9 protein-coding genes are annotated in these 12,470 nt (G+C 56.7%); 4 read left to right on the top strand and 5 right to left on the bottom strand.

The window, feature by feature from the left end; genetic code table 11:
- The first annotated feature begins 3 nt into the window (after window positions 1-3).
- Window positions 4-375 carry a hypothetical protein gene (locus A6U95_RS29045; RefSeq protein WP_024529816.1) on the top strand — a complete coding sequence of 124 codons (372 nt, stop codon included), beginning with the start codon at window positions 4-6 and terminating at the stop codon, window positions 373-375.
- Window positions 376-447: 72 nt separating this feature from the next.
- On the opposite strand, the gene A6U95_RS29040 is transcribed toward A6U95_RS29045, so the two are convergent.
- The 4 genes from A6U95_RS29040 to A6U95_RS29025 all read right to left on the bottom strand — a co-directional run bounded on the left by A6U95_RS29040 (window position 448) and on the right by A6U95_RS29025 (window position 6,942).
- Window positions 448-1,842 carry an amino acid permease gene (locus tag A6U95_RS29040; protein WP_065687041.1) on the bottom strand — a complete coding sequence of 465 codons (1,395 nt, stop codon included), beginning with the start codon at window positions 1,840-1,842 and terminating at the stop codon, window positions 448-450.
- A 140-nt stretch (window positions 1,843-1,982) separates the two neighbouring features.
- Window positions 1,983-3,518 (bottom strand): histidine ammonia-lyase, encoded by a 1,536-nt coding sequence (gene hutH / locus A6U95_RS29035; RefSeq protein ID WP_065687040.1) that lies wholly within the window; start codon window positions 3,516-3,518, stop codon window positions 1,983-1,985.
- Window positions 3,515-5,206: a urocanate hydratase gene (gene hutU, locus A6U95_RS29030; RefSeq protein ID WP_065687039.1), complete on the bottom strand. Its 1,692-nt coding sequence runs from the start codon at window positions 5,204-5,206 to the stop codon at window positions 3,515-3,517. The genes hutH and hutU overlap by 4 nt, the downstream gene beginning before the upstream one ends.
- Before the next feature lie 398 nt (window positions 5,207-5,604).
- Complete coding sequence (locus tag A6U95_RS29025) at window positions 5,605-6,942, bottom strand: aromatic acid/H+ symport family MFS transporter (protein ID WP_065687038.1); 1,338 nt, start codon at window positions 6,940-6,942, stop codon at window positions 5,605-5,607.
- Window positions 6,943-7,261: 319 nt separating this feature from the next.
- On the opposite strand from A6U95_RS29025, the gene queE reads away from it, so the two are divergent.
- Entirely contained in the window at window positions 7,262-7,933 is a 672-nt protein-coding gene (queE, locus tag A6U95_RS29020) for a 7-carboxy-7-deazaguanine synthase QueE (protein WP_065687037.1), read from the top strand.
- 232 nt (window positions 7,934-8,165) lie between these two features.
- Here queE and queD read toward each other — a convergent pair whose 3' ends face one another.
- Window positions 8,166-8,525, bottom strand: a complete 360-nt coding sequence (queD, locus tag A6U95_RS29015) for a 6-carboxytetrahydropterin synthase QueD (RefSeq protein WP_021179400.1) — start codon at window positions 8,523-8,525, stop codon at window positions 8,166-8,168.
- A 420-nt stretch (window positions 8,526-8,945) separates the two neighbouring features.
- Between queD and cysJ the strand changes: the two genes are divergently transcribed.
- The gene (gene cysJ / locus A6U95_RS29010) at window positions 8,946-10,748 is read left to right on the top strand and encodes an NADPH-dependent assimilatory sulfite reductase flavoprotein subunit (RefSeq protein WP_065687036.1); all 1,803 of its coding nucleotides are present in this window, start codon (window positions 8,946-8,948) and stop codon (window positions 10,746-10,748) included.
- Window positions 10,748-12,463 carry an assimilatory sulfite reductase (NADPH) hemoprotein subunit gene (cysI, locus tag A6U95_RS29005; RefSeq protein WP_065687035.1) on the top strand — a complete coding sequence of 572 codons (1,716 nt, stop codon included), beginning with the start codon at window positions 10,748-10,750 and terminating at the stop codon, window positions 12,461-12,463. Before cysJ ends, cysI begins: the two co-directional genes overlap by 1 nt.
- Window positions 12,464-12,470: the final 7 nt, after the last annotated feature.

The raw sequence follows: 12,470 nt of genomic DNA, 5'->3' as shown, positions 1-12,470 counted from the left end.
AATATGGACTCATCGCAAGCACAGCCGTTAGATGCCCTGTTGGCCAAGCTCGATCCGCTTCTGGCGACCGGCAGGCTGGATAACGTGGTCGATCTGCTGTCGTTGCTGTCTGACATAACGGATATTGCGGACAACGCGCTGGTGGAAAAACTGGCCGGGGTTTTCGAAGGCGTGGTCGCTGCGGGTTGGGAGGGGGGCATGGCGCTGAAGATGGCGCATAGCGAGCTGCAATTGAACACCTCGCCCGCCAACTACCGTTCGGTTTATGCGCTGCTGCGCCAGCCGGACACGCTATTGGGATTGATGCTGGTGTTGCGCACGTTGCAAATCATCGGCCAGCGTTTGCGAACCTCCGCGTTGCCAGCAGAAAGCTGACGGCAACTCTTGGGCGAGTAAACCTGCCACAGCAGCCACCAGCCTCATGAATCGAGGCTGGTGGGCTGGGTTTTAGTGGCTTTCTGTTGAGACTACGGCAGGGGTTTCCCCACCTTTTTTGCGTACCCACAGCGTATAAGCCAGCGTCAGGAAGGCTACCCAGACTAGCCCGACATACAGCGCGATACGGCTTTCCTCGAAGTAACCGAGCAGGCCGATCACGAACACCATAAACGCCGTTGCCAATGCAGGAGCTACTGGCCACCAAGGTACTGGGAAGCTCAGCTTGGCCACTTCATCTTTAGTGAGCGTGCGGCGCATGGCGATCTGCGACAGCAGGATCATCAGCCACACCCACACCGTGGCAAAGGTGGCGATGGAGGCAATGATGATAAAGATCTGTTTGGGGATCAGATAGTTGAGCACTACGGCCAGCAGCAGGGCAATGGACATCACCAACACCGTCATCCAAGGTACGCCGTTACCGGTCAGCTTGGTGAAGGCCTTAGGTGCTTGCCCATCTTGCGCCATGCCGTACATCATGCGGCCAGCGCCGAAGATGTCGCTGTTGATAGCGGAGATGGCGGCGGTGATCACCACTACGTTCAACACGTTAGCTGCCGAGCTGATGCCCATATGGCTGAAAATCTCGACAAACGGGCTACCGTTCTGGCCGATGCTGTTCCACGGATAGATAGACATCAATACCAGCAGGGTCAGCACGTAGAACAACAGGATACGGACCGGCACGGCGTTGATCGCTTTAGGCAGCACCTTGGCGGGATCTTTGGCTTCGCTGGCGGTGATACCGATAATTTCAATCCCGCCGAAGGCAAACATCACCACCGCCAGGGAGGCAATAACGCCACCGATGCCGTTAGGCATAAAGCCACCGTTTTGCCACAGATTACTGAAGCCGGTAGCTTCCTGCGTGACACCGAAGCCGAACAACATCACGGCAGCCCCACCAACGATCATCGCCACGATGGCGGCAACCTTGACCAGTGACAGCCAGAACTCCATCTCGCCAAACACTTTGACGCTGCACAGGTTAAGCGCGCCGATAAACAGAATGATGCTCAGCACCCAGACCCATTGCGCGACATCCGGGAACCATAGCCCCATATAGATGCCGAAGGCCGTTACGTCGGCCAGGGCCACGATCACCATTTCAAAGGTATAAGTCCAACCGGTGAGGAAGCCCGCCAACGGGCCTAGGTAATGGCTGGCATAGTGGCCGAACGAGCCGGAGACGGGCTGATGCACGGCCATCTCCCCCAAGGCTCGCATTACCATAAATACCGCCGCGCCACCCACCAGATAGGCAAGCAGCACGGCCGGGCCAGCCAGTTGAATAGCGCCAGCGGAACCATAGAACAGACCGGTACCGATGGCCGAACCCAGGGCCATAAAGCGGATATGTCGCGCGTTCAGGCCACGCCGGAGCTGGGGTTTCTCATTACGCATGTTGCTTCTCCGTTTTAATCATATTGTTGTCGGACAGGCAGCGCTATCCGCACAGGGGGAACGAACCCCGGCGGGATAGAGGACGAATTGTGCAGGGTAATAGGCCGTGCCCCAGACTGACGGAGCACGGCCTAAAGGCGTTACGCCTGGCTAGGTAACAAGGTGGCTGGGATCAGCGCGGTCAAATGGCCTGCTGCCAACAGTTGGCTGGCAGCTTCGATATCGGGGGCGAAGAACCGATCCTTATCGTAGTAGGCGACATGCTCGCGCAGCAGATGCCGAGCCTGCTCCAGTCCTGCGGTGGTTTGCAGACCTTTACGCAGATCCAGCCCCTGACAGGCCGCTAGCCATTCTACAGCCAGAATACCGCGGACGTTATCCGCCATTTCCCACAGGCGGCGGCCCGCTGCCGGTGCCATCGAGACATGGTCTTCCTGGTTGGCCGAGGTTGGGATACTGTCAACGCTGGCCGGGTGTGCCAGTGCCTTGTTCTCGCTGGTCAGCGCGGCGGCGGTGACCTGGGCAATCATAAAGCCGGAGTTCACCCCGCCGTTATCCACCAGGAACGGTGGCAGCTGCGACATGTGTTTATCCATCATCAGTGAAATACGGCGCTCGGAGAGTGAACCGATTTCGGCAAACGCCAGCGCCAGGTTATCGGCCGCCATGGCTACCGGTTCGGCGTGGAAGTTGCCACCGGACAGCACATCGCCCTGTTCGGCAAACACCAGCGGGTTATCGGAAACGGCATTGGCCTCAATCTCCAGCACTTCTGCGGCCTGGCGGATCTGCGTCAGGCAGGCCCCCATCACCTGCGGTTGGCAGCGCAGGGAGTAAGGATCCTGCACTTTTTCGCAGTTGGCGTGTGAGTCTGACACGGCGCTACGTGCGCCAAGCAGGTGGCGATAAGCGGCGGCGGCGTCGATCTGCCCACGCTGGCCACGTACTTCGTGAATGCGTGGATCGAACGGGCTACGAGATCCCAGTGCGGCTTCCACGGTCAGGCTGCCGGTTACGGTGGCGGCAGCAAACAGATCTTCAGCATCAAACAGGCCACGCAGCGCAAAGGCGGCGGAAACCTGGGTGCCGTTCAGCAGTGCCAAGCCTTCTTTGGCTGCCAGCGTTAACGGTTTCAGACCCGCTTTGGCCAGCGCCTCGGTAGCCGGTAACCACTCGCCCTGATAGCGGGCTTTACCTTCACCCAACAACACCAGACTCATGTGCGCCAGTGGGGCCAGATCGCCTGAAGCACCAACGGAGCCTTTCAGCGGGATATGCGGATACACTTCGGCATTCACCAGCGCCATCAGCGCCTGGATCACCTCCAGACGGATGCCGGAGAAACCACGCGACAGGCTGTTGATTTTGAGCACCATAATCAGGCGTACCAGGCTGTCATCCGTAGGCGCACCTACACCGGCCGCATGTGACAGCACGATGGAACGTTGCAGGTTCTCCAAATCTTCGCGGGCGATACGGGTGGAGGCCAGCAGGCCAAACCCGGTATTGATGCCGTAAGTGGTACGGTTCTCTTCCACAATACGTTCCACGCAGGCCACGCTTTGCTGGATCGCGCCGTAGGCGTTGTCGTCCAGCGTCAGGGTGACCGGGTGCTGATAAACCTGGCGCAGTTCGGCAAGCGTCAGCTTACCTGGGCGGATAGTCAGAGCGTTCATGCTTTTTCTCCCTGAGTAGCGGCAACCATTGGCAGGTTCAGACCTTGCTCGCGGGCGCAGTCGATGGCGATCTCGTAACCCGCATCGGCATGACGCATGACGCCGGTGGCCGGATCGTTATGCAGCACGCGGGCGATACGCTCGGCGGCTTCATCGGTGCCGTCACAGACGATCACCATGCCAGAGTGTTGGGAGAAGCCCATGCCGACGCCGCCGCCGTGGTGCAGAGACACCCAGGTGGCACCGCTGGCAGTGTTGAGCAGGGCGTTCAGCAGCGGCCAGTCGGATACGGCATCAGAGCCGTCTTTCATTGATTCGGTTTCACGGTTCGGGCTGGCGACTGAGCCGGAATCCAGGTGGTCACGGCCAATGACGATTGGAGCAGAAAGTTCGCCGCGGCGTACCATCTCGTTAAACGCCAGGCCCAACTTGGCACGCTGGCCCAGGCCAACCCAGCAGATACGGGCTGGCAGACCCTGGAAGCTGATGCGCTCACGCGCCATATCCAACCAGCGGTGCAGGTGCTCATCGTCTGGGATCAGCTCTTTGACCATGGCGTCGGTTTTGTAGATATCCTGCGGATCGCCAGACAGCGCAGCCCAACGGAACGGACCGACGCCACGGCAGAACAGCGGGCGAATATAGGCAGGCACAAAGCCCGGGAAGTCAAAGGCGTTAACAACGCCCATCTCTTTGGCCATCTGGCGGATGTTGTTGCCGTAGTCGAAGGTAGGTACGCCCATTTTCTGGAACGCCAGCATGGCTTCTACGTGTTCGGCCATCGACTGTTTGGCAGCCTTCACCACCACGGCAGGTTCTGTTTGTGCACGGCGGCGATACTCTTCCCAGCTCCAGCCTTTTGGCAGGTAACCGTTGAGTGGATCGTGGGCGCTGGTCTGGTCGGTGACCATGTCTGGGCGCACGCCGCGCTTGACCAACTCCGGCAGGATTTCTGCCGCGTTGCCACACAGGGCAATCGAGATGGCTTTGCCTTCGGCGCAGTATTTTTTCAGGCGCGCCAGTGCGTCATCCAGATCGGTGGCCTGCTCATCGACATAACGGGTTTTCAGGCGGAAATCGATGCGGCTCTGCTGACATTCGATATTAAGTGAACTGGCTCCAGCCAAAGTGGCGGCCAGTGGTTGTGCGCCACCCATACCACCCAGACCGGCGGTCAGCACCCAGCGGCCTTTCAGGCTGCCGTCGTAATGCTGGCGGCCAGCTTCGACGAAGGTCTCGTAAGTGCCTTGCACGATGCCCTGGCTACCGATGTAGATCCAGCTGCCAGCGGTCATCTGGCCATACATCGCCAGGCCCTTGGCATCCAGTTCGTTAAAGTGTTCCCAGGTTGCCCAGTGAGGCACCAGGTTGGAGTTGGCAATCAGCACGCGCGGGGCGTTACTGTGCGTTTTGAATACGCCGACCGGCTTGCCGGACTGCACCAGCAAGGTTTCGTCGTCTTCCAAAGTCTTGAGGGTGGCAACAATCTTGTCGTAACAGTCCCAATCACGGGCTGCGCGGCCGATACCGCCATAAACGACCAGTTCGTGTGGATTTTCAGCCACTTCAGGATCGAGGTTGTTCATCAGCATGCGCAGCGGCGCTTCGGTCAGCCAGCTTTTGGCGTTTAATTGTGTGCCGCGGGGCGCGCGAATATCAACATGGCGAACTTTGTTATTTGCAGTCACAGCTAGTTCCTCAAACAGTATCGGTACAAATCTCATCTTATGACGGCAACTCACAGGCCATAACAATGAGCGGGGTTTATTAACATATACTTGTATGTACAAGCATATGCAACAGCGGCGAAAATTTGAGGAAAATGGCATAAGCAAAGGTTATTTGTTATTTAAATCATGTTGTTATGCTTTGTTTTTGGATTGTGGCTATGAGCTGGATATGGCAAAACAGTGAGCTGCTCTACAAAAATGAATTAAAATAGTGTCATTTTTGAGCGACAAATCACAATAATTTTACATATGGATTACAACTAAGCGGGAGCGATAAAAAAAACGTATTACAGGGGGGTTGGGAGACAAGGATACATAGGGCGCCGCATACAGCGCCCATTAATATAATCAATAGGTTAGATGGCCGGTTGCAATGCGCTTGAACGCGTCATCTTGAATACCGTGGCCAGGCTGGCTAGCAGCGCCGGGATCGCCAGGAACAGTAAAATACTCTGCACTTGCCACTCCATCGCCAGAAGCTGAGCCGCCATCATGGTACCAGCCACGCCGCCAAAGCGGCCAATGCCCTGCATCCAGGCAATACCGGTAGCGCGGCTGTGCGTTGGGTAGTAGGTGGCAGCCAGGGTTTGCAGGCCGGATTGCGCGCCGTTCATGGTGATGCCCATCAGGAAGATAAAGGCGCCGAGCAGCACGATCTGGCTATCCTCGGTGGCCATCGCCACAATCAGCAGGGCGCTGATGGCAAAGCCGGTGGAAACCACCTTGTGGGCATTCCAGCGGTCCATCAACCAGCCAGCCATCAGGATCCCCAGCGTTCCGCCGAAGGTGAACAGCGACGTCAGGATCGCAGACTGCTCAAGCTGATACCCCAGCCCTTGCATCAACAGCGGCATCCAGCTCAACAATACGTAGTAGATCACCAACCCCATAAAGTAGGTGAGCCACAGCATCAGTGTCCCCACCAGGTAGGGGCGGCTGAACAGCAGGCCGACACTGGTCTTCGACAGGGCCAGCTTGTCTTCATACAGGTAGAAACGGGTGATATGGCTGATGTTGTGGTTGATAAAGCGTTGGGCAATCTGTTTGATTTTAGCGGCATCCTGACCACGGTTAACCATGTATTTCACCGATTCCGGCAGCAGCAGGATCAACAGCACGGTGAGCAATAGCGGGGCAATGGCCCCCAGCAGCAACACGCTGTGCCAGCCGTAAGCAGGGATCAGCCAGGAAGAGATGGCGCCACCGCCTGCCGCTCCCAGCGGAAAGCCGCAGTACATGGTGTTAATGGCCAGCGATCGGCAGCGCTGCGGAGCATATTCGGAGATCAGCGTAATGGCGTTTGGCATGGCGGCACCCAGCCCAAGCCCGGTGAGGAAGCGCCACAGCGTCAGGCTATTGAGTGAACCCGCGTAGGCGGTGGCCAGGCTGGAAAGGCCAAAGAACAGGCAGGAGAACACCAGCACCCGTTTGCGGCCAACGCGGTCAGAAATCGGCCCGGCAACCAGGGCTCCCAACGAAAGGCCAAGCAGCGCCGCGCTTAATACCGGCCCCAGATCCTGTTTCACGATCCCCCAGTCTTTGGCCACCGAAGGGGCGATATAGCCCATCGCCGCCGTATCGTAACCGTCAATTGCCAGGATCAGGAAACCCAGGATGATCAGGGTCCAGTGAAACAGCGAAAATTTGCTGTCGTCGATAGCCTGCTGAATATTCAACTCGGTGGAATGGGCCATAGTTTCCTTAAACGCAGATAGGATGTTGATGGATCGTCGGAACTGCGCCCGACTTGTGCCTGCCTGTCTATACATCTGCGTCACAGGCGCTTTTATGTCAAATATTTTCGTTTTAAATGTTAATTTTATGTTTGTTTTGAGCGGTGGATAACATCGGTGGTTGGTGTTAAGTCTGCAATAAACGTCACCCATTAGAGGGTTAACCGGAGAAAGCTGCTGGGCACCGCCGAACGGACAAAATTTAATACACTTTTCCAGGTTTGGTCGCCCGGTCGGGATCTGCGATAATGCGTCTTTACCTAGACAGATTGAGAAAGCGATGCAGTACCCGATTAATGAGATGTTCCAGACTTTGCAGGGCGAAGGCTATTTCACCGGCGTTCCGGCCATTTTTATTCGCCTACAGGGTTGCCCGGTGGGATGCAGCTGGTGCGATACCAAACACACCTGGGAAAAGGACGCCGATCGGGAAGTGGATATGCAACGCATCCTGGTGAAAACTGCCGAGAGTGATGCTTGGGGGAGCGCCAGTGCAGAACAGTTGCTGGAGGTAGTCGAACAGCAGGGCTATACCGCACGCCATATCGTGATCACCGGCGGTGAGCCGTGCATCTACGATCTGATCCCGTTGACCAAGCTGTTCGAGAACGCAGGCTTCGGCTGCCAGATCGAAACCAGCGGCACCCATGAAGTCCTCTGTTCCCCCAATACCTGGGTGACCGTTTCACCCAAAGTGAATATGCGCGGTGGTTTGAAGGTGGTAGAGCAGGCGCTGATGCGGGCCGATGAGATCAAGCATCCGGTGGGGCGTGAACGTGATATTGAGGCATTGGATGAGCTGCTGGCAACGTTGCACGACGAAAAACATCGCATTATCGCTTTGCAGCCGATCAGCCAGAAAGAAGAGGCGACGCGGTTGTGTATTGAAACCTGTATTGCCCGCAATTGGCGGCTTTCAATGCAGACGCATAAGTATTTGAATATCGCTTAAGACCGGCCCCTCACCCCAACCCTCTCCCACAGGGAGAGGGAGCTGATAGCCCCTGCTCTGTTGTGAGAAGAGAGATAATCTCAGCAACCTGGATCATTCCTTCAACCGCTGGTGCTTATGATGCATCACTGTACTTTCAGCTTAACTCGATCGGTTCCCTCTCCTTGGGGAGAGGGTTAGGGTGAGGGAGATCGCACCGGAACCAATCGCCTCACCCCCGAGCCTTGCTCTGTTAACCTTTATATACGCAGCCTGCAGTACAGGTCTCTTTGACCATCACCGCCGACAACTCTGGCAACTGCGGTTTCAACTGCTGCCAGATCCAGGCGGCGAGCACTTCGCTGGTCGGGTTCTCCAAGCCAGGAATATCGTTCAGATTATAGTGATCCAGGCGCTGCCAAATCGGCTTGAAAGCGGCCTTCAGCTCGGCAAAGTCCATCACCCAACCGGTGTGGGCGTCCACTTCCCCGGTCACTTCAATGCGCACCATAAACGAATGCCCGTGCAGGCGGCCGCATTTATGGCCCTCCGGTACGTTTGGCAGATGGTGTGCGGCTTCAAACTGAAAATCTTTAAATAGCGTGGTTGCCATTATTACGGCCTCATTGACTCAAAAACCGCCGAATACTAACGGAAAGCGGCCCTGGTTACTATCTTTTGGGCTGCTTCAGGGGAGATCCAGGGGGGCAGCATGTAGCGCTGCTGGCATTTTTTTATTTGGGCGGGATTGAGCCCATCGGAGGCGGTTATCAACCTCAAATGCGATTCATTCAAACTTTAAAAAAATAAATCATTAGATATCAATTTATTAAAAATAAATATCTAACGATTTAGCCACTATCCCTTACCAGGAAAACTGCTTAGTCGTTTTGGTTATTAATTATTGCTATCCCTTATTTAATCGTTGCAATTACGCTCGGTAACCTTACAAACTCTCCTGGTCTTTTCAGGACATTACACAACAAACATTACAGCGACTGACACTGGCTAAGCATAGGATATCCGTACCGCGATGACGACTCAGGTTCCTCCAACATCTTTGCTCCCGCTGACCCCCGAACAGCTCTCGAGTTTGCAGGCCGTCATTGGCGGGTACTCCCCAACGCAGCTGGCGTGGCTCTCTGGTTACTTCTGGGGCAGGGTTAATCAGCAGCCGGAAATCGTGGCTTCAGCACCGGTTGCCGCGGCCCCTGCGGCCAGCATCACCCTGATTTCTGCTTCCCAGACCGGTAACGCACGCCGTCTGGCCGAACAGCTACGCGACGATCTGCTGGCGGCTAAGCTGAGCGTCACCCTGGTGAATGCCGGTGACTATAAGTTCAAGCAAATCGCCCAGGAGCGCCTGTTGGTGGTGATCGCCTCCACCCAAGGGGAAGGGGAGCCAGCGGAAGAAGCGGTGGCGCTGCACAAATTCCTCCATTCGAAAAAAGCCCCCAAACTCAATGAAACTGCCTTTGCGGTGTTTGGCCTGGGGGATAGCTCTTATGAGAATTTCTGCCAGTCCGGCAAAGACTTTGATGGCAAGCTGGCCGAGCTGGGGGCCGAGCGCCTGGTGGAGCGCATTGATGCGGACGTGGATTATCAGGAACTGGCTATCGCCTGGCGTAAGCAGGTGGTGGAAGTCCTGAAGGCTCGAGCGCCAGCGGAAAACAGCTCTCCGGCGGCATTGGCCAGCGGTGCGGTCGATCAACTGGACAGCAGCCCCTACAGTAAAGAACAGCCGCTGACCGCGCAATTGGCGGCCAAGCAAAAGATCACTGGCCGTGCTTCCGATAAAGACGTGCGCCATATCGAAATCGATTTAGGCGATTCCGGCCTGCGTTATCAACCGGGCGATGCGCTGGGCGTATGGTTTGATAACGATCCGGCGCTGGTGGATGAGCTGGTACAACTGCTGTGGCTGAAAGGTGACGAACCGGTCGAGGTTGAGGGGCAATCCCTGCCACTGCGTGAAGCTTTGCGTAGCCACTTTGAACTGACGCAGAACACCACGCCGATCGTGGAAAAATATGCCGGGCTGTCGCGGGACGAAAAGCTGATTGGCCTGCTGGCTGACAAGCCTAAACTGCAACACTACGCCCATAACACCCCAATTGTGGACATGGTACGCCAGGCTCCGGCCGACCTGAACGCAGAGCAGTTACTCAGCCTGCTGCGCCCGCTGACGCCGCGCCTGTACTCCATCGCCTCCTCTCAGGCAGAGAATGAAAACGAAGTGCACATCACCGTTGGCGTGGTGCGCTACGACATTGATGGCCGCAACCGTGCCGGTGGGGCTTCCAGCTTCCTGGCCGATCGTCTGGAAGAAGAAGGCGAACTGCGGGTGTTTATCGAACATAACGACAACTTCCGTTTGCCTGCCAACCCGGAAACGCCGGTGATCATGATCGGTCCTGGTACCGGTATTGCCCCGTTCCGCGCCTTTATGCAGCAACGTGAAGCTGAAGGTGCCGGGGGCAAGAACTGGCTGTTCTTTGGCAACCCGCACTTTACCGAAGACTTCCTGTACCAGGTTGAATGGCAGCGCTATGTGAAAGAGGGCCTGTTGACCCGTATCGATCTGGCCTGGTCACGGGATCAACAACATAAAGTTTATGTGCAGGACAAGCTGCGTGAGCAAGGTGCGGAAATCTGGAACTGGATCCAGCAGGGCGCGCACATCTATGTCTGTGGCGATGCCAACCGCATGGCGAAAGACGTTGAAAACACATTGTTAGCACTGGTGGCCGAGCACGGTGGTATGGATACCGAGCTGGCAGACGAATTCTTAAGCGAGCTGCGCCTTGAGCGCCGTTATCAGCGAGACGTTTACTAATGAGTGATAAACACCCTGGGCCTCTGGTGGTTGAAGGCAAATTGGCCGATGCCGAGCGTCTGAAGAAAGAGAGTAACTTCCTGCGCGGAACCATTGCCGAAGATTTACAAGACGGTCTGACCGGCGGCTTTTCCGGCGATAACTTCTTGCTGATCCGTTTCCACGGCATGTACCAGCAGGACGATCGCGATATTCGCGCCGAACGTGCCGAACAAAAACTCGAGCCGCGCCACGCCATGATGCTGCGCTGCCGCCTGCCGGGCGGGATTATTTCACCACAACAGTGGTTGGGGATCGACAAATTTGCCGCGGAAAGCACGCTCTACGGCAGCATCCGTATCACCAACCGGCAGACGTTCCAGTTCCATGGCATCGTCAAAGGTAACGTGAAACCGGTGCACCAGTTGCTGAACCGCTTGGGGCTGGATGCGTTGGCGACGGCTAACGACGTGAACCGTAACGTACTTTGCACCTCGAATCCGGTGGAGTCGGAGCTGCATCAGGAAGCGTACGAATGGGCGAAGAAAATCTCCGAACACCTGCTGCCGCGTACCCGTGCCTATGCTGAAGTGTGGCTGGATAAAGAAAAAGTCGCGACTACGGACGAAGAGCCGATCCTGGGCGCTACTTACCTGCCGCGCAAGTTTAAAACCACGGTGGTGATCCCGCCGCAGAACGATGTGGATCTGCATGCCAACGACATGAACTTTGTGGCGATTGCCGAACACGGCAAGCTGGTGGGCTTTAACCTGCTGGTGGGCGGCGGGCTGTCTATCGAGCATGGTAACAAGAAAACCTATGCGCGTACGGCGAGTGAGTTTGGCTATATTCCGCTGGAACACACGCTGGCCGTCGCCGAAGCGGTGGTGACCACCCAGCGCGACTGGGGCAACCGCACCGACCGTAAGAACGCCAAAACCAAATATACGCTGGAGCGGGTGGGGGTTGATACCTTCCGCGCCGAAGTAGAAAAGCGGGCTGGCATCACCTTTGCGCCGGTGCGTCCGTACGAGTTTACCGGCCGTGGCGATCGCATCGGTTGGGTCAAAGGGGTTGATAATCACTGGCACCTGACGCTGTTTATTGAAAACGGTCGCCTGCTGGATTATCCAGGCCGTCCGCTGAAAACCGGCGTGGCCGAGATCGCCAAGATCCATCGGGGCGATTTCCGACTGACAGCCAACCAGAACCTGATCGTGGCCGGCGTACCGGAAAGCGAAAAGGCGAAGATCGAAGCCCTGGCGCGCCAGCATGGCCTGATCGACGACGGCATCAGCGAGCAGCGCAAGAACTCGATGGCCTGTGTGTCCTATCCAACCTGCCCACTGGCGATGGCGGAGGCCGAGCGCTTCCTGCCGGAGTTTGTGACCAAGGTAGAAGGCATCATGCATCGGCATGGTGTGGGCGATGAGCACGTGGTACTGCGTATCACCGGCTGCCCGAACGGCTGTGGCCGAGCGCTGCTGGCGGAGATTGGGCTGGTCGGTAAAGCGATTGGCCGTTACAACCTGCATCTGGGCGGTAACCGTGAAGGGACGCGTATTCCGCGCATGTATCGGGAAAATATTAACGAAGAAGAGATTTTGCAGACCATCGACCAACTGGTAGGGCGTTGGGCAACAGAGCGCACCGCTGGCGAAGGCTTTGGCGATTTCACCGTGCGTACCGGGATTATCCGGCCGGTGGTGGATCCCGCGCAGGATTTCTGGGAATAACCTTGCT

Source organism: Serratia sp. 14-2641 (assembly GCF_001692375.1).
Lineage (GTDB): Bacteria > Pseudomonadota > Gammaproteobacteria > Enterobacterales > Enterobacteriaceae > Chania > Chania fonticola_C.
Note: the sequence above shows the minus strand (reverse complement) of the source record. Positions and strands in the feature narration are given on the sequence as shown.